The organism is Alcaligenes sp. 13f (assembly GCF_020496585.1).
GTDB lineage: Bacteria > Pseudomonadota > Gammaproteobacteria > Burkholderiales > Burkholderiaceae_B > Alcaligenes > Alcaligenes phenolicus.
The window spans coordinates 158,873-176,517 of sequence record NZ_JAHKKC010000004.1; the positions used below are offsets into that span (position 1 = coordinate 158,873).

Sequence of the window (17,645 nt, forward strand, 5' to 3'; positions counted from 1 at the left end):
TAGATAAGTTATTTCACTGCCTATGAGCTACCCCAAAACGGGGTAGCTTGCCTAGTGCTCAGTTTTGTTTAATAGCCATGATGGATGGCAGCCAATTAGTACCCGCAAGCGCTTTCTCTGCGGCGTCAATCGCCTCTTTTTTCTTCATCCGCACCAACGGTGCGGCTTGCTCGGGCGACGCCCCTTCGGAAACGACTTCCACCAACCGATCTTTCGAGACATGGCTTAGGTAGGTTTCACCTGTAGCGCTCCACCACTCGGGTATCTGTACATCCAGCAACCTGGCCAGTTGATCAAGTGTGCTCGTCTGACTGGACTCCTGGTGTTGGATGCCCTGTACAGTGACGGCTACCAAGTAGGCCAATAATTCAAGCAAGGTCTCGGTATCTTGGCTCAGCGCCCAGGTCAACTCACCACCATCGCTACCTGGAGTAATCACATCACCCCAATGCTGCTCGATACGTGCTAACTCCTGACCAGCGCGGCTTTCCGTGAAGTCTGGCGCGTCTGACGCCAAGGGTTCGCAACTGGTCGAAATACCCAAGCCGAAGCCACCGTGACTGTAATAGCCAGTGCCGAAATGACGACGAGCCAACTGAGCGACCAGCACGGCCAGGGCCACGTTAGGATTGTTAGCCAAGGCGGCTTGCACAATGCCCGTTTTATTGGCGGTCAACTGGCGCACCAAGCGTTCAGAATGCGTTGGGCGGGTCTTTACCGCTGGCAGAGAAACACGCCCCACGCCCTCAGCGTCTTGCTGCTGCTCTTGAACTTGCGCACGATCTTCTGGACGAACAAGCCCCTCTACAATATGCAGTTCACCTTGATAATTGAGACCGACCATACAACCTGCCACGTTTTTCTGGCTATCGGTATAGGCTACGCACTGATCTTCAATCGCATCGATTTGCTCTCGCAACTCGTCAAGCTGCTGATTCAATGCTCGCCATTCATCTTCATCAGCCTTTTCTTCCTCTTCTTCCAGAATCGCTATCTCATGCATCAGCGATTTTTCTTGTGCTTGCAATTGGACGACCTGCGCTTGCTGCTCCGGCGTCAGATCAACCGGCTCTGGATAAACACGACCATAGCGATCACTAATGGGTTCCGTTCCTAGCTTCGCTTCTGCCCACGCCCAGCCTTGTGCGGTCAAACTCGCGGCGGTTTCTTGCAATTTACTCAGCGCCAATTGCTCAATTAACGCCTTATCCGTCAGGTAAATCCCGCCCAGGTCTGCTTCATCGGCAAACAAATCACGCGTTACCCCACCGCCAGCCGCTGCATAGGTATCCAAGCTGATAAATTTGACCAGCCGGTGATTCGCCGTAATGGCTTCGTCAGTAAGATGACGTCGAATCGTACGTGAGTCTTTCCGGTCCCAATGATCCAGGCTTGAGTACACCTGCACTTGCCGATCTTGATCATCGGTAACGGCATAGGCCATCAATGCGTCGAGAGACAGATCGTTCTCTCGATAGGCTTGCATCAATGCCGGGGCCACTCGCCCTAACTGCAAACGACGACGCACCACCGTTGCGGTAACACCGAACGCGGCGGCCACTTCCTCAATCGTCTTACCTTCATCGATCAACGCTGCGAAGGATTCAAACTCGTCGGCTGGATGCATCTGCTCACGCTGCACGTTCTCGGTAATTGAGACCAGTAGCGCGTTTTCATCGGCATAGAGATTGCAATCGACCAGTTGCCCGTTCGGCCAGCGCCCTTCGTCCAGCAACAGGTGGATGGCCTTGGTGCGACGACCGCCAGCCACCACTTCATAGAAACCGCGCTTTTTGCTTTTGACCACGGCCAGAGCATGAATCAAGCCGACCGTCGCAATCGAGTCAGCCAGTTGTGACAACGGTGTCTGGCTGGCCGTCTTACGTGCTTGATACTGCTCCGAAACGATTAGTTTGCGTGGGTCCAGTTCAATGGCTTTGTGTTTCATAATGCGTACTCCTACCGGCTTAGTGAATCGTCGAATTGCCAGCGACGGGAATCGCGTCGGCAAGTAAAGCGGATAGATGCCCCAGCTGGGCAACAGTCAACGCCGGCAGACGAAAGGGTGTTGCGGTTGCATGGGCCTCTCGCCATTCCTGGGCTAATTTGATAAGATCAATTTGCATTGCGTGAACTCCTTCAAGGTTGTGTGATGCCTGCCCCTGTTCCGGTTGCCTCCGGACAGGGGCTTCTTTATGCAATGTGTATATAGAAAAAACCAACGAACACAGCGCATTCGGGCAAGGTTGATGACTGGCCCCAATCGTCGCTATTTCGTGGACCAAAACGGGGGTCTTGCGGGTCATGGCCAGAACTGAAAAGAACAGTCCCATCTGGCTTGACTACATAATGAGTTTCGGTGGTTTCATCACCGTCTTTCACGGTTACGATGTACCCCTTATGCCGAGTTTTCTTTGCTTGCATGAATCACCCCTTTAAACATTCCAAGGATTTACCGCTGACCGGGATCGAAGATTCCGAGCCCGATTTGTAGATCTGTGTTGCGTTCTACATTTCGGCTTGCGGTGTGTGCCGCCGGTCTCGTTAGTTCGCCGCCCGTGCCGTGCCGAACCATGGAAGGACAAACGGAAAGGGACCGTGGAATAAATAGGGAGCGAAGCGAGCGGTTTATGCCGCGAAAGCCCTTGAAGTGCGGGCCTGGAGTGGTACGGTCGGCGTTGTTGGGGCGGCGGACTGACGAGATCGGATTCGCGGTAGCCCAGTAGTGAGAGGACGCAACACAGCCGCGCGGCGAGCGCCTTCTGTGCGCAGCGCACCAACTAGGCCGCACCGCGGCCCTGGCAAGCGAAGCGCGCAGACCCAGTAGGGTCGAAGCTAAAAAGTTAAATGGGACTCGTTGAACTCAACGACAGACAATTAAGTGGTCACTGATCAAGAGGACAGGGATGGACGCGATAATTCAACCTTTAGCAACTGCTATGTGGTGGGTGCCACCAATTGGTTTGCTCATTACCGCAGGTCTCATTACCGCTGGCTTGTTCCATGCTTATCGTGCGGTTCGACTTTGGCAACTCCGCAACACCCCAATCTCAGATCCTGTGATAGCCAAGGCCTTGGAGGGAGTGAAACCACCACCCTACGCGCTGTACGCTGTGATGTATTTTGCTGGAGCCATCGCTATGGCTATTGCAACGGTCATGTTGCGACAAGCTACTTTAATGTGAATGCTTCATCTGCTATTCGAAAGAGCTTATGATTGCATGAAGGTAAATGATAGGAACCAGCCATGTCGCGTCACGATCTCAATCTCCTGCTGGCGCTGGATGTACTGCTCGACGAGGGCAGCGTGATCGGCGCTGCGCGCCGCATGCACCTGAGCGCGCCGGCAATGAACCGCACCTTGAGCCGCATCCGGGAGGCGTTGGGCGATCCCGTGTTCGATCTGACACCGAGATCGACCTGAAATCGCTGGACAGGCACTTTAACGTCCGTGCTACAGATGAGTTCGTGAGTATCTATTTGGGCCATCTGTTGGCCGCAATGGCCTCAGATATGCCGCGTGCAATGCTGCGTTTCTCTCCGGAGGGAGATGACGTAGACGAAGAGGCACTGCGTAGTGGCCGCATTGATCTGTTTATCAGTGCTTCGCGCAAGCTAGGGCCAGAGATTCGTGTGCAGTCACTGTTCACAACAACGTTCGTAGGCGTTGCACGAGCACAGCATCCGATTTTTGACGATGAAATCACGCCCAAGCGGCTCACTCGTTGGGAGCACTCAACGTGTCGCGACGAGGGAAGGCTGTAGGGTCGATTGACGCCGCTCTACATTGGCCGCAGTCATCGTGGGCGAACGGCTTCCTGCGCAAGGATGGGTAGGAGTCGCACTCATATTCGCGTGCCTGGTGTGCATCACGCTACCAGCGCGGACACGAGGCCGACGCCAGGGAGGGATCGTTACCCGGAGGATTTCAGTAGAGTAGTGTCTGGCCCGCAGAGCACGGCATGCCCACTGAGGCACTAACTCATGATATCATTCAATCAATTGTGAATTTGATTGAATGATATAGTGCATGAGCAAAGATAACGACTTAAACGACTTGGCGGAACGGGCGGGAGCTCTTGGCAACACACATCGACTTACCCTACTTGAAATACTTAAGAAGGGTCCGTTAAGCGTAGATGAGCTGGCCAGTCGAGCTAACCTCAGCCTTCCAAACACATCGAGACATCTACAGGTTCTACGCCGTGCATCGCTTGTTGAGGCACAACGCGAAGGCAAATATGTCTTCTATCGCCTAGGAGAAATCTCAGAATATAAGGCATTAATCGCGGCTTTACGAGCGGTACGGGAACGGAATGCAGCAGCGGTAAGAGATCTGCGCTTGGACTATCTGCGGGCACGCGAACAACTAGAACCCATATCGCGGGAAGAGTTACTTTCTCGACTTAAAGACGATGCCGTAACGCTTATTGATGTTAGACCGGAAAGCGAGTTCTCGTCGGGACATATTCCTGGTGCACTGAATGTTCCGCTCGGACTGCTTGAGGCATGTATTGGTCAATTTCCATCTACTCAAGAGATCGTTGCTTATTGTCGCGGTCCGCATTGCATTCTGTCCTTTGAAGCTGTAGCTGCACTGCAAGCGCTAGGCTATAAAGTTCGTCGTCTTGAAGATGGTCTGCCACAATGGAGCGCCGCAGGGCTATCGGTAGTGACGACACCATGACTTCACAGACCCATTGCTCAAGCCCTCCCGCAACTTACCCTTCTGAACCTGAGTCACAAGAGCCACCGAGTTGGGTTGTTGTTGCCGTCAGCGCCGTATCGCTCGCCATTGCTATGGGGATTGGTCGTTTTTCTTTCACACCCATCTTGCCAATGATGATCGCCGATGGCGCCATTGAACTTTCATTCGGTAGTTCGCTGGCCACGTCTAATTATCTTGGATACCTCGCGGGGGCAATGCTTTGCATGGGTTTACCCCGCGTATGGAGCAGCGCCACACTCGTTAAATGGGGACTATTGATAACCATCGGGCTCACGGCTGGTATGTGTATTCAGTATGAGCCGTTGTGGCTACTGCTACGTCTGCTTTCAGGCGCTGTAAGTGCCATTGTATTTGTCCACACCACCCGTTGGTGCCTTTCAATTTTGGTGGCACGCGGGCAAGCGGCAGCTGGCAGCCTTATCTTTGTTGGTGTTGGACTCGGCATTGCGCTTTCTGGTCTCGCCGTGACAGCAATGGTTAGTCTAGGTTGGAGCTCAACATCTGGTTGGCTCAGCTTTACTATTCTCGCTGCCACATTACTGGCAATAACGTGGTCCTCGTTCAGCAATGAGAACGCACCGTCCTCAAGCCGCTCGACTCCTCCCCCAGTCCCCTCGACAGTAGAAAACAAAGGCGAAATGGCGCTTTTTGCATTTTCCTATGGGTTAGCCGGTTTTGGGTACATCATCACCGCTACCTACCTTCCTGTTATTGCCCGAGAGTCACTTCCCCCCTCAGCCTGGCTCGATCTTTTTTGGCCAGCCTTCGGCTTTGCTGCCGTAATTGGGTCGCTATTAGCCACACGGAGACAGTTAGTCAGGGATCCGAGATGGGCATTGACAGCCTGTTATTTTGTTCAAGCTATTGGTGTGATTACTGCCGCCGTATGGCCTACGGTATCGGGATTTGTAGTTAGCAGCATTCTAGCGGGGCTGCCATTCAGCGCCATCAATTTTTTTGCGATGGATGAGGTAACACGCCTCAGACCGCACCATGCTGCTCGCTACATGGGTTTGCTGACGGCTTTATACGGCATCGGACAAATTGCGGGACCACCAATGGTGAACGCCATTATGAGTCTTGGTCCTGATGCACGTACAGGCTTTGACCGATCATTAAAAATCGCAGCGGCATCACTATTATTAGGCGGCCTACTTTACCTTGTAATGGAGTGGAAGTGGCCCAACAAAAGGGGGGGAAAAAATGGTTGAGTTTTTAATACGTAGCATCACGATTGGAGTTGGGGCGACAGCGGTGTATGACATATGGGGACGGCTACTAGTTGGCCTATTTGGCCTGCCTGGCTCGAACTGGACTATGGCTGGTCGCTGGTTCAGCTACATAGCAAAGGGACAATTCACACACATTAACATTACTACCGCACCTGCGATGCCTTTCGAGACAATGATTGGGTGGGGTATGCATTACTTGGTTGGCATTATCTACGCCGGTATCCTGCTTGCCATATGCGGACTTGAGTGGGGTCGACGCCCAACCCTGCTACCAGCACTTATTCTTGGCATTGTTACCATCTTTGCTGGCTGGTTTATTATGGCACCGGCGATGGGATTCGGGATTGCCAGCGCCAAGGCACCTAATGTCAATATTATTCGAACCGTGCAACTTGTTGGGCATTGCATGTTCGGACTGGGGTTGTACTGGACTGCCCGGCTGATATCCCCCACATGGCAATAGCTATAACTATTATCAGAATCGAAAGATACTACTTGGCCGACAACCCCCTCGTCTGAGGGGTTGTGGATTTTAATCATCCGCAAGCGGAATGGGCCTCACCCGAGGCCCATATATTCAGAACAGGCTCATCTGCCCCTCCTGGATACCTTTGCTGATTGCCTGCTCAACGTGCTGCTCTGGCACATCAGTGTTGTGTTCTTGCTGTGTCGGCTTGGGCTGCGGCATAAGCAATTGCGCGGCATCACTGATGGACTGTTGTTGACGTAAGCGCCGCGACCATCCTCCTAGTATATGAGCTGGTGTATACCAGATCTCGACCGTCTCAAGAGTCAGTGCATTGCCTTGAATCACGACCGCTGGAACATGCAGCAACGCCAGTTGTAGGAATGTCATATGAGCGCACCGTCGATCCACATCAATTGCTGTGACATGTAGGGCTTGTTGATAGTTGATACCGGCATTGGCCAATACATGCGCTGCTGCGATAATCATCCCCCCAGCTCCACTTGCTGGCTCTTGTAGCGTGAGAAACCCTCGCGTCTGCAACTGCGCTTTAAGTGTTGCCTCGTCTCCTAGGATCATTTCAGCCATCATGCGAGAGACCTCATATGGTGTAAAAAACTGGCCAGTACCTGCATTGCCCATGTCCATCATCATGAACGTGGCGCCAAGCACGTCGCCAAACTCGCCAGTGACCGCACGCTGTTCCCAGCACTGGACCAGATGCGCGAATGCGTTGGCCAGGCAGTGAACTTCTTCTTTTTGGTACTGAGCCACGATATCCAGATAGCGCTGTTCGCGCTGTGTAAACCGTGTTCTATCGACCGCATTCGCTATCGCGATAGCACCCATTTCCACCCAATCGGACCACACTCGGTCCAGGCCGCGCGAGCGTCCAGCCGCGTGTAATTGTTTGATGATGTGTTGTTGGTGTTCATCGGCCGTGTTGATGAACCTGCGCTGTTGTGCTTTGGTAGCCATTCAGTATCTCCGGTTGCTGGGGCGGAACTGCCCAGAACCTGAAGACACGTCGCAGCGCAGCGCTCAAGTGGCGAAGACGGCCATTGGCCACCAGCGCCTGCGGCGCGCAGCACTTGAACGCGAGAACGATGTGTCACACTGACTGATATGCAGATCCGCCCATCACCGTTACGGCTTGCACAGGTGCGGATAGAAAAACAGGCGTGGCTCTAGCGGTGCGACATAATTGAGCGGTTAACGCTGCAACATGACTTGAACTGGTGAACGTCGATGACTGAGCGCGGCAATTAAGACAAAACCTAGCCCGACACAACAGACTGCTGGCCAGCGATACCATTGCCAGGCCAAGTACCCCGCGACTGATCCAGATGCTCCACCAAGAAAGTAGCAAACCATGTAGGCAGTATTCAGTCTGCTTTTGGCTTCTGGTCGCAGCGCGAATACGCGAGCTTGGTTTGCTGTTTGCATAATCTGCAAGCTCGCATCTAATACAATTACTCCTATCCCTAGACCAACAATAGAGCTGGCCCCGAGAAAGAGAATTACGAACGAGCTGCCCATTAACACAATGGCCAACCAGATTACAGGGTACGATCCGTGCCGGTCAGAGTGGACAACCGCATGATAATAGCGGAGTTGGTGATGGGAAATGTGGCTTGGGCGACTATTTCACCCGAGGACCATATCGACGGATCCGCATTTAACGTCCCTTGAAGCGTGCAGGCCTTTTCTCGCGTCGAGCCAGGGTACCCTCCAGAGCATCTACGCTTGTTGCCACCGCATCGACCGCCATCTGCGCAACCGCCATGTCCTCAACAGGGCTACGCATCAGAGTTTGCGTGGACAGGCTCTTCAAGAAACGCAGTACCGTCAGCGATGACGCCGCCATCTCATGAGCCATCTGCAGCGCCAATCCTGTCTCCTGCCCAACCGTACAGACCTGGTTAACGAAACCTACGTCATAAGCGCGGGCTGCCGAGACCGGACGGCCCAGCAGCATCAATTCCATGGCGACTTTGTGCGGTATGCGGGGAACGACGGATGCAATCAGCCCCGCCGCACTGCCCAGGCGTGCCTCCGGATAGACAAAATAGCTCCGATCACTAGCAACACACAAATCGCAGAATGCAACCAAAGACACGCCCGCGGCAATGACAGGCCCATCGATCGCGGCAATAACGGGCTTTTCAAGCTCTATGCCGATCCCTGGAATCGCGCGCCAGAACTGCGCCGGAGGTGCATTCATGTCAAAACCGGCGGTAAACACAGGCCCTTCCGCCCGCAAAATCGCTACTTTGTCGTCAGACGCGGCAAAATCATGCCATGCCTGAGCAAGCTGGATAACGGCATTCTCATCGAGTGCATTCCGCTTGGGGGCACGATCCAGCGTGATCACTCGAACACGTCCGATGGAGCGTACATCCAGTCGATGCGTCGAGACATTGTTCATCGGGAACCCTCCAGGAAAGCCTTAAAGATCTCCTGAGTCTCATCAGAGTTCAAGAGGTCCGCGAAGGCCCGGACCTCGACATCCAGAGCGCGCAGGACATCATCTTTTTGCGCATCGCGCATGAGCACCTTCCCGCGTATCAGAGAGGTTCGAGGCAGGGCCGCCAGGTCTCTGGCCGTTGAATGTGCCATTTCCAAAGTGTGTCCGGCTTGGGCCAAAGCTGTCACGAAACCGGCTTCGAACGCCTCCTGGCCATCAAAAACACGGCATTGCAGCAACCATTCCCTTGCTCGCCGCGGCCCAACGATGCGCTCCATCAGAACGGTGGATGCAACTTCCGGACACAGTCCAAGTTGCACAAAAGGCATGCGATATCGCGTTTCAGCTGTGCTGTAGACAAAGTCCATGTGCTGCAGCAAAGTACAACCTATTCCGATGGCAAAGCCCTCCACCGCGGCGATCAGAGGCACATCGGCTTGCACCAGGGTTCGTACAAAGCGGACTGCAGGGGAATCCTCATCGCCTCGTTTTTCTCGAAAATCCGCGATATCGGCGCCCGCAGTGAAAATGCCGCCGGCGCCTGTCAGGATGATCGCCGCACATTTCTCGTCCTTCCCCGCGTACTCGACCTGCCTCTGCAAGTCCTCGTACATGGAGCGGTCAAGCGCGTTTCGCTTACCGGGCCGGTCAATCGTCAACTCCAGGACATCATCAACCCATCGTGATCGGATCATGTCGTTTCCCTGTTCGCGCCGAGGGCCTCGCCTCTCCTGACTATGCCCCGACGCTCCAAATCCTCGATCTGATGCTCGTCAAGACCCAGCAAGTCACCCAGAACCTCCTGAGTATGGCGTCCGAGCGCACATGGCGGACGCGAGTACTTGATGGGCGTCACGCTGAAATTGATCGGATTGGCTATACCACGTACATATCCATCGGCATCATTACTTCCCGCTTCAATAGCCATTTTCCGATGAGTGATCTGGGGATGCTGGAACGTTTCCCTATAGCTATTAATGCGGCCGTTCGGAACCCCCGCTTCGGAAAGCACGCTGAGCCAATGCGCACTGGGAAGCTGGACCATGATTGTCTGCAGGCGCGGCAATAACTCCTCCCGATTCCGAATACGTCCCGACATAGTGGAATACGTAGGATCATTTGCCAGCTCGGCGCTCCCCAGCCCCTTGCAAAACCGCACCCATTGCTCGTCATTTCCGACCGCCACCACGATCTTCCCATCTGCAGTATCAAACACCTGGTAGGGCACCAAGGCTGGGTGAGCGTTCCCCCAACGCTTCGGATCCAGGTCATTGATGAGATGAAAAGCCCCCTGGTTGGATGCCAGCGCGGTGACACAGTCGAGCAGGGCAAGGTCAATATACTGACCCTCGTCAGTGCTACGACGGTGATTGAGCGCAGCTAGGATCGCAATACTTGCGTACAGGCCGGTGGCCAGGTCAGCCATGGCGATACCCACTTTTTGCGGACCGCCGCCCGCCAGATCATCACGCTCGCCGGTGATGCTCATCAACCCCCCTTCGGCCTGGAATATGAAGTCATAACCCGGCCGATCCGCATACGGCCCTGTCTGGCCATACCCGGTGATGGAGCAATACACGACGGAAGGATTCAAGGCACGGATGCTCTCGTAATCCAAGCCATAGCGTGCTAGATCGCCCACTTTGAAATTCTCAATGAACACGTCACATTGCCCGGCCAGGGCGCGAATTAAGTCTCCACCCTCCTGACTGGAAATATCCACCCCAACTGAACGCTTGTTGCGATTGGTGGATGCAAAGTACGTCGCATCACTCGCCTCGCGACCATCAGTAGTGCGAAAGTAAGGCGGCCCCCAGTGCCGTGTGTCATCGCCGCGCACAGGATGCTCGATCTTAATAACATCAGCTCCCATGTCAGCCAGGGTCTGCGTACACCATGGCCCCGCCAGAACCCGCGTAAGATCCAGGATGCGGACGTCGCCAAGCGCCTGCTTTTGCTTGTCCTGCATGTCAGCCTCCTGATTGCTGCTGGGTTTGAATGGATTTCACCTGCAAGAATTCTTCTACTCCATATTCGCCCGCCTCACGGCCAACTCCGCTTTGCTTATAGCCTCCGAAGGGTGCAAGCGCATTGAAGCGCGCGCCATTGATGTCCACCTGTCCGGCTTGAATACGACGGGCTACATCGACGGCCTCGGCCTCATCCCCCCATACCGCCGCCGCAAGGCCGTAGATTGTTGAGTTGGCGATGCGCACAGCCTCATCCACATCTGTATACGTCAGCACAGCCAACACCGGTCCGAAAACCTCGGCATGCGCCAATATGTTGGATTCATCCACCTTAAACGCCTGCGGTGCAATGAAGAACCCATGGTCGGGGATGTTGTCCTGTGCAACTCCAATTCCCACCCCGCCCTGTTCCCGCACCGTCTCCAGCAAAGACTCGACCTTGGCCTGCTGGCGTGAGGAAATGAGCGGACCGATGCGATTGCCTTCATCCAGGCTGCAGCCGACGCTTAGCTTGGCGAGTTCCTTCTCTATGAATTGGATGGCCTCATCTACGCGCTCAACAGGTATCAGCAAGCGCGTCAACGCGCTGCACGTCTGCCCATTGTTCAGCATGCAGGCGGCGACGCTCGCCTTGATGGCGCGCTCTAGCTCCGCGCCGGGTAGAACCACGCTCGGCGATTTTCCGCCTAACTCCGTCGCGACCTTCTTGACATTCTGGGCCGCCAATACGATGACGGCCTTACCCGCCTCGGTCGAACCGGTGAAGCTGACCATGTCGACCGCATCGCTGCCCGCAAGGCATGCTCCGACGGTAGGGCCGCAACCGTTCACGACATTGACGACCCCGTCCGGAAACCCCGCCTCGTGCAATGCCTCGACGATCAACTGCACGGTCTGCGGCGTCAGCTCGCTAGGCTTTAACACGACCGTATTGCCGGTGAGCAAGGCGGGCACCAACTTGAGCACGATCTGGTGCAGCGGGAAATTCCAGGGTGTGATGCATGCCACTACGCCGAATGGATCCCGCACAACAAGAGAGTTCCCGATGCGCTTTTCCCATTCAAAGCTGCGCACGGTATCCACAAAATTCTCGATGTTGTGCAGTGGAGCCTCTACCTGCACCATCCGGGAAATCCTCAAGGGCGTTCCCACCTCAGCAGCGATCGCCCGCACCAGGGACTCTTTGCGCTCCTGCAACGCCGCCGCCCATTTCAGCACCAGTTGCACCCGGCCCTCCAGCGCCAGTGCGCTCCAGCGTGGAAATGCAGCCTGGGCGGCTTGCACCGCGGCCTGGGCATCCTGTGGATGGCCTGTCGTCACCTGCGCAGCCAGCTCGCCCGTGTTGGGGTTCTGAACTACGATCAATTCGTCGCCCTGGCTCGCGCACCAGTCACCGTTAATATATTGCCGGTCGTATACATACGTCATCTTTGCAACTCCTCCAGGGCCTCGACCCAATCGGGGCGACCTGACCACTGCCAAGCCAGGGAATGTCGCGATACTCCCATCAGCACTCCATTGAGCGCACTGGGATGTATCCATAAGCCGTCACGCTCTTGGGGTGTCTGCGTCCGACGCGTCCATTTCTTCCCGTGCGCCTCAAGCCGAGCAATCACGTCGGCCAGATCGTCCGTCTGTACATAGCACATGTAGAGCGCATCACCTCGTTTCGCGGAAAAACGGCCCATTGCAAACGCGGGGTCGTGGGCCTCGGACAATTCGATGCGATCGAGACGATCCCGCTGGAACATCATCAAGGTCCCGGTGTAACCGAAACGCTCGAACGTTATTCCCACCATCCGATCCTCCTGCAGGCCCAACCCTGCAGTGTATCGTTCGGCCACCTTCTGCCAGGGTGAACGCAACACCATGGTCAATTCATAGAGAAACTCCACCGGGCCGGACGCACGGCTCCGCTCCTGTGCCTCACTGACCACCAGCGGCAATCCATGGAGATCGTCCGTCTCCAGGTAGAGGCGATCATCCGCTCTGACCACGCTGACACCGCCATCGCGCAGCTGCTGCTCATAGCGAAGCAGGTCTTTTACACAGACGCCGCCATAGAACAATCCTTCGCCCCAGGCGTCCAGATAAGCCTTCACCGGCCCGTCGCCCTTAGGCTCGCACAACTCCACTTGGGTGCTGCCCAAATCCATGCGCCGGACTCGCGCACTCAGGAAAGAGCTGACGAAATCTTCTGCCTGCGTTGCTCCCAAAAGGTTCGCATAATTAGCCTCGGCATCATCCAAAGAGCGAACAGCCACGAGAATCCGATCAACAGAATGCAGCATGGTTAAAAACTCCGAAAAGCGTCCACAGCCCTTTTGAAAGCCGTGGCGAAAAACATGGTTCAATATTCTTGCGTTAACTACGGCAGCTTCGCGCCCAATCGCACCTGGCAAACAATCAGCCTTGCCATCATTCGATCTTGATGCCCAACTCCTTGATCAATGCGCCCCAGCGTTGATCTTCGGAGGCGACAAACTCACCATATTCCTCTGGAGTGGTTGGCGTGATATCAATGTTTTGAATTCGGAAGAAGTCAACGAACTCAGACTTGGCCTGCACCTTTCGAATGGCGGCATTCATCTGATTAACAATTTCTTCCGGTGTTCCCTTGGGCATATGCACGCCGAACCAGGACACGATCACGAAATCAGGCATGCCGCTTTCAACAAAAGTCGGGACATCCGGCAATGCGACGGAACGTTGCTCTTTGGTGACCGCCAGAGGTATCACCTTACCGGCCTTGATATGTGGCAAGGCTGTATTAATGCTGTCGAACATGTAGTCCAAGTTGCCGGCCAGCAGATCTATCATGGCGGGCGCACTGCCCTTATAAGGCACATGCGTCACCTCGATGTCCGCCTGCTCAGCGAAGAGCGCTCCGGATAAGTGTGAGGAAGAGCCCGTGCCAAAAGAGCCGTAGTTCAATTCACCCGGTTTTTTCTTGGCGACCTCGATCAGTTCAGCCAAGCTGGAGTAGGTCGATGCCATCGTTGCATTAACAACGAGCACATTAGCTCCATCAGCGACTTTCGCCACCGGCACCAAATCGTTCGGCTCGTAAGGCATTCTGGCTAGCAGGAACTGATTGACGCTGACTTGCCCGATAGCGCCAAACATCACGGTGTAACCGTCAGGACGCGACTTGGCCACATGATTTGCGGCAATTGAGCCATTGGCACCCGCGCGATTATCCACAATCACTGTTTGTTTAAGCTCAGTCTGCAATTCCTGCGCCAGCTTGCGCGCAATCACATCATTGATACCGCCCGGGGGATAACCAAGAACCAGTGTGATGGGGCGGCTTGGCCAGTCGACTGTCGGCCCTGCGCTCACGCTAATCGGATTTCCCAGAGCCCCTAGAGTTATCGCAGCCAAGAAAGCGTGAAGCAGCTGTCGACGATTCTTCTTTTGACTTTGACGCTTAAATAACATGTCTGTCTCCATTTTGTTTTAATCAGCGATATCATTTTGGAACAGACAACCAGGGCATGGCAGCCCGGTCACAGCGAATTTGTGCGAATATCGCACACTGATCTCCTTCCAAGGAGACGTACTCATCAATCAATATAAGTACGAGAAGGAGCCAGCAAAAATGGGGGAAGGCGGAAGACTTGACAAGCTGGACGAGATCACGAGCAAGCACCGGGGCGACCCCGATTTCATGCTTTCCCTGGCTCGGGGTCTGCAGGTGCTACTCGCTTTTTCGGACAAGAGCCTGCCCAGCTCCACGGCTGACATCGCTCGCCGCACAGGGTTGGATCGAGCTGTGGCGCGTCGTTGCATTCATACACTCGAATGTCTCGGCATGCTCAGCCGGGAAGGCAAGCGCTTTATCCTGGGCGTGAATGTACTCAATCTGGGGCATGCTTATTTCTCTTCGATCGATGTAGTGCAGCGCGCCCAGCCCTTACTCGATACTCTGGGGGATGCCGTCCACACCAACTGTGCACTGGCAATGCTCAACCGCGGCGACGTGGTATATCTGGTGCGCTCACAAAGCAGACGCCTGACGAAACAGTCGCTGGGCATGGGCAGCCGCCTGCCGGCACATTGCACCTCACTGGGGCGTGTGCTGCTTGCACAACTCGATCAGGCCGCACTCGACGCATACTTTCACGTCACGCACAGACCCCTAATCACGCCTTACACCGTCACTGACGAAGCCTTACTGCGTTCGCTGCTCAAGCAGGTCGAGGCAAGTGGCTTTGCGATCGTGAACCAAGAAGTCGGCATGGACCTGATCGGCATAGCCGTGCCTGTCAAAATCAAGAATTTCGAGCCGCAGCTAGCGCTCAGCGTGACCGTCAGCACACGATCCACAGCACCTGAGGACATGAAAAACCGCTACCTGGCAAAGATGCTCGACACTGCCTCCAAGCTCGGTGCGTTCTAAAAGAGCGCTGCGTGGCAGGTAGACAGGCCGTACGGGCAGCGGCGGCATAATCGGGGCACCGAACCTCCATCGCGACAAAGATGACCACAGGAGGTGGTTCGGTGTACACATAAATACCAGGTGGTCATCGAACAAAGAGTTTTGCCTTAGCCTCCTGGCTACCACTCTCCTTGGTTTCAGCGCCAAACCCATTCAGCGCGGAAGTAAACAAAAAAAACCGGCCAAAAGGCCGGGCTGGTTGCGCTTTTAACATATCCAATATACATAGGACACGATCGTTTCGCATTGTTTAGATTCCGAGTCAAAATTAGAACTGCGCTATGGTTGCGCGGCCTGGTCCCGTAGGTCCGGCCAGATTTGATACCAATCATCAGGCCGAAGCTGCTTGCGCGTAACCTGTTTACAGGTCAGCTCTTCTATTTCAACGCATCGGATAATCGGTACAGGACGTTTTCCAGACGCCCAGTCGCTGACGGTTACGCCTGAGACGCCTAATTTTTCCGCTAAAAGCGCTCCATTTCCTACTATTTTAATAGCACGCCGCACGTGATAGGGCGTATCGAAATTGAGGTTCGCAGAAGATGTGAGATGATCAAGATTCATAGGATAAATATAACGGGCTAGTAGCAGTTGACATTGTTAAGTCAGTGACTAATAATACAACCAATTGCTGAAAAATAGCACGCTCCTTAACAAACAGAAATCGATAAATACTGCGCCCTGCCTCTTGGCATGCGATTGCGCGGCTGCCCGTAAGACACGAGGGCAGGAGATAAACTCGTGAAAAACCAGTGCACCCTAGGTCTGTGAGTAGGCGTCAAGAGGGGCCAGCACTGGCGACCCAGAAGTCTTGGGCGCCGGATCTGTCGTGAGACAATCCCTTGTGAGGATGGCGGGTAATCCTCTGTCAATCAATGACTAATTTTATTTAGTCGAAATTATACTCAGTCCCCCTTAATTAGGGGGCATATCTTATATAAAGCGAGAGGGGCAGTGTTTCTCTGTAGCCTCTCACTTCGGGCGGTTCTCGCCCGTTTTGGGTAGTTCCTGCCCCTATGTTCGGGCTCTACCCAAAGCTCAAATAATGATGATCAGCGCCTTGGGGCCTATCTTAGGTTTACGGTCTTTGCATATGAGTAGGGATGGTAGCGGCGTCAAGCCCATATCAAAAAGCAGTATTCAAATCACTTTTCAATACCAAGGCGTTAGGTGCCGCGAGAATATTCAACTTAAACCCACTCCTGCGAATATCAAACGAGTGGAAAAGCAACGTGCCGCGATTATTTATGCTATCGAGCAGGGCACATTCGAATATGAAAATTACTTCCCTGAAAGCCCCAGAGCAAAGTTGTTTCTCACTACCAGCGGTCAAACTGAGCGCGTCGAAGACTATCTAACTGATTGGCTTCGATCACAGAAAGCTATTTTGAAAGCATCCAGTTATGAAGGCTATCGGAAGGTTATCGACAACCTGGTTATACCTAGGTTTGGTCGATTGCTTTTGCCTCAGTGGAAACGTAAAGATGTCAAGGACTGGCTGGAAGCCATGTCTTGCGGCAACAAGCGATTGGCCAACATACAAAGTGTGATTCGCAAAGCTCTTTCTGACGCCGTAGACGATGAATTGTTAGACACTAACTTCATGATCGACTACTGCTATCAGCGAAAAACGCAAATAAAGGAAGAAGATGATATTGACCCCTTCACCATAGAAGAGCAGCGGTCCATCTTGGCCAAATGCACTCCAGAGATGGCCAACCAAATCAAATTTTCTTTCTGGACAGGAGTGCGCCCTAGCGAGTTGATCGCTTTGAACTGGGGCGATATTGATTTTGTTCGTGGATACATAAAAATCCGTCGAGCGATGACTCAAGCATCAAAAGGTCAGGCGGAAACCACCAAGACCGCTTCCGGCTTGCGTGAAATCAAGATCCTCGCACCCACATTAGAAGCGCTGCAGGCGCAGAAGTCCCACTCGTTACTGAAGGGTGATCCGGTATTCTTGAACCCAGGTACTGGCCAGCGATGGACAGGAGACCAGCAAATTAGAGACGCCTGGATACGGATACTGAAAGCCGCAGGCGTTCGCTACCGCTGGCCCTATCAAACACGACACACCTACGCATCAATGATGGTCAGTGCTGGAGAACATCCAATGTGGGTGGCGAAGCAGATGGGACACCGTGACTGGACCATGATTGCGAAGATTTACGCAAAGTGGATGCCGGAGGCTGATGAGCACGCCGGAGAGAAAGCGGAGGCCATTTTCGGCTCAAGTAACGCTCCTGGCGGCAGAGCCAACGAATCTTGCCGTGGCCTATGCAAAAAGGCCAAAAAAGGAGTGTCTTTATAATGACACAAACAAAGATCTAAATCTTT

At 54.1% G+C, this 17,645-nt stretch carries 16 protein-coding genes and 1 pseudogene; 7 read left to right on the forward strand and 10 right to left on the reverse strand.

Features of this window, described 5'->3' with window-relative positions; translation table 11 throughout:
* Positions 1-58 precede the first annotated feature (58 nt).
* Both KOE80_RS04755 and KOE80_RS04760 read right to left on the reverse strand, forming a co-directional pair.
* Complete coding sequence (locus KOE80_RS04755) at positions 59-1,948, reverse strand: ParB/RepB/Spo0J family partition protein (RefSeq protein ID WP_226348512.1); 1,890 nt, start codon at positions 1,946-1,948, stop codon at positions 59-61.
* 19 nt (positions 1,949-1,967) lie between these two features.
* Positions 1,968-2,126, reverse strand: coding sequence for a hypothetical protein (locus KOE80_RS04760; RefSeq protein ID WP_226348513.1), 159 nt, complete (start codon positions 2,124-2,126; stop codon positions 1,968-1,970).
* Positions 2,127-2,906: 780 nt separating this feature from the next.
* Here KOE80_RS04760 and KOE80_RS04765 point away from each other — a divergent pair.
* The 5 genes and pseudogenes from KOE80_RS04765 (at position 2,907) to KOE80_RS20510 (ending at position 6,424) form a co-directional block, all read left to right on the forward strand.
* On the forward strand, positions 2,907-3,185 hold the full coding sequence (locus KOE80_RS04765) for a hypothetical protein (RefSeq protein ID WP_226348514.1): 279 nt from the start codon (positions 2,907-2,909) through the stop codon (positions 3,183-3,185).
* 62 nt (positions 3,186-3,247) lie between these two features.
* Positions 3,248-3,785 (forward strand): annotated as a pseudogene (locus KOE80_RS04770) (LysR family transcriptional regulator); the annotation flags it as partial.
* A gap of 245 nt (positions 3,786-4,030) precedes the next feature.
* Entirely contained in the window at positions 4,031-4,687 is a 657-nt protein-coding gene (locus KOE80_RS04775; protein WP_226348515.1) for an ArsR/SmtB family transcription factor, read from the forward strand.
* Positions 4,684-5,940: a YbfB/YjiJ family MFS transporter gene (locus tag KOE80_RS04780; RefSeq protein WP_226348516.1), complete on the forward strand. Its 1,257-nt coding sequence runs from the start codon at positions 4,684-4,686 to the stop codon at positions 5,938-5,940. The genes KOE80_RS04775 and KOE80_RS04780 overlap by 4 nt, the downstream gene beginning before the upstream one ends.
* Positions 5,933-6,424, forward strand: a complete 492-nt coding sequence (locus KOE80_RS20510) for a DUF2938 domain-containing protein (protein ID WP_226348517.1) — start codon at positions 5,933-5,935, stop codon at positions 6,422-6,424. Before KOE80_RS04780 ends, KOE80_RS20510 begins: the two co-directional genes overlap by 8 nt.
* 114 nt (positions 6,425-6,538) lie before the next feature.
* On the opposite strand, the gene KOE80_RS04790 is transcribed toward KOE80_RS20510, so the two are convergent.
* From KOE80_RS04790 to KOE80_RS04820, 7 genes are all read right to left on the reverse strand, one after another.
* Positions 6,539-7,405, reverse strand: a complete 867-nt coding sequence (locus KOE80_RS04790; protein ID WP_226348518.1) for an N-6 DNA methylase — start codon at positions 7,403-7,405, stop codon at positions 6,539-6,541.
* A gap of 700 nt (positions 7,406-8,105) precedes the next feature.
* Complete coding sequence (locus tag KOE80_RS04795; RefSeq protein WP_226348519.1) at positions 8,106-8,855, reverse strand: enoyl-CoA hydratase/isomerase family protein; 750 nt, start codon at positions 8,853-8,855, stop codon at positions 8,106-8,108.
* On the reverse strand, positions 8,852-9,589 hold the full coding sequence (locus KOE80_RS04800; RefSeq protein WP_226348520.1) for an enoyl-CoA hydratase/isomerase family protein: 738 nt from the start codon (positions 9,587-9,589) through the stop codon (positions 8,852-8,854). The genes KOE80_RS04795 and KOE80_RS04800 overlap by 4 nt, the downstream gene beginning before the upstream one ends.
* Positions 9,586-10,863: a CaiB/BaiF CoA transferase family protein gene (locus KOE80_RS04805; protein ID WP_226348521.1), complete on the reverse strand. Its 1,278-nt coding sequence runs from the start codon at positions 10,861-10,863 to the stop codon at positions 9,586-9,588. The genes KOE80_RS04800 and KOE80_RS04805 overlap by 4 nt, the downstream gene beginning before the upstream one ends.
* A gap of 1 nt (position 10,864) precedes the next feature.
* A complete protein-coding gene (locus KOE80_RS04810; protein WP_226348522.1) occupies positions 10,865-12,292 on the reverse strand; it encodes an aldehyde dehydrogenase family protein in 1,428 nt (475 codons plus the stop codon).
* Positions 12,289-13,155: a VOC family protein gene (locus KOE80_RS04815; protein ID WP_226348523.1), complete on the reverse strand. Its 867-nt coding sequence runs from the start codon at positions 13,153-13,155 to the stop codon at positions 12,289-12,291. Before KOE80_RS04815 ends, KOE80_RS04810 begins: the two co-directional genes overlap by 4 nt.
* A 127-nt stretch (positions 13,156-13,282) precedes the next feature.
* Positions 13,283-14,305 carry a Bug family tripartite tricarboxylate transporter substrate binding protein gene (locus KOE80_RS04820; protein WP_226348524.1) on the reverse strand — a complete coding sequence of 341 codons (1,023 nt, stop codon included), beginning with the start codon at positions 14,303-14,305 and terminating at the stop codon, positions 13,283-13,285.
* A gap of 79 nt (positions 14,306-14,384) precedes the next feature.
* On the opposite strand from KOE80_RS04820, the gene KOE80_RS04825 reads away from it, so the two are divergent.
* The gene (locus tag KOE80_RS04825) at positions 14,385-15,266 is read left to right on the forward strand and encodes an IclR family transcriptional regulator C-terminal domain-containing protein (RefSeq protein ID WP_226348525.1); all 882 of its coding nucleotides are present in this window, start codon (positions 14,385-14,387) and stop codon (positions 15,264-15,266) included.
* Positions 15,267-15,584: 318 nt separating this feature from the next.
* Here KOE80_RS04825 and KOE80_RS04830 read toward each other — a convergent pair whose 3' ends face one another.
* Positions 15,585-15,869: a transcriptional regulator gene (locus tag KOE80_RS04830; RefSeq protein WP_226348526.1), complete on the reverse strand. Its 285-nt coding sequence runs from the start codon at positions 15,867-15,869 to the stop codon at positions 15,585-15,587.
* A 481-nt stretch (positions 15,870-16,350) separates the two neighbouring features.
* Here KOE80_RS04830 and KOE80_RS04835 point away from each other — a divergent pair, with 481 nt between their 5' ends.
* The gene (locus tag KOE80_RS04835; protein ID WP_226348527.1) at positions 16,351-17,619 is read left to right on the forward strand and encodes an Arm DNA-binding domain-containing protein; all 1,269 of its coding nucleotides are present in this window, start codon (positions 16,351-16,353) and stop codon (positions 17,617-17,619) included.
* Positions 17,620-17,645 lie beyond the last annotated feature (26 nt).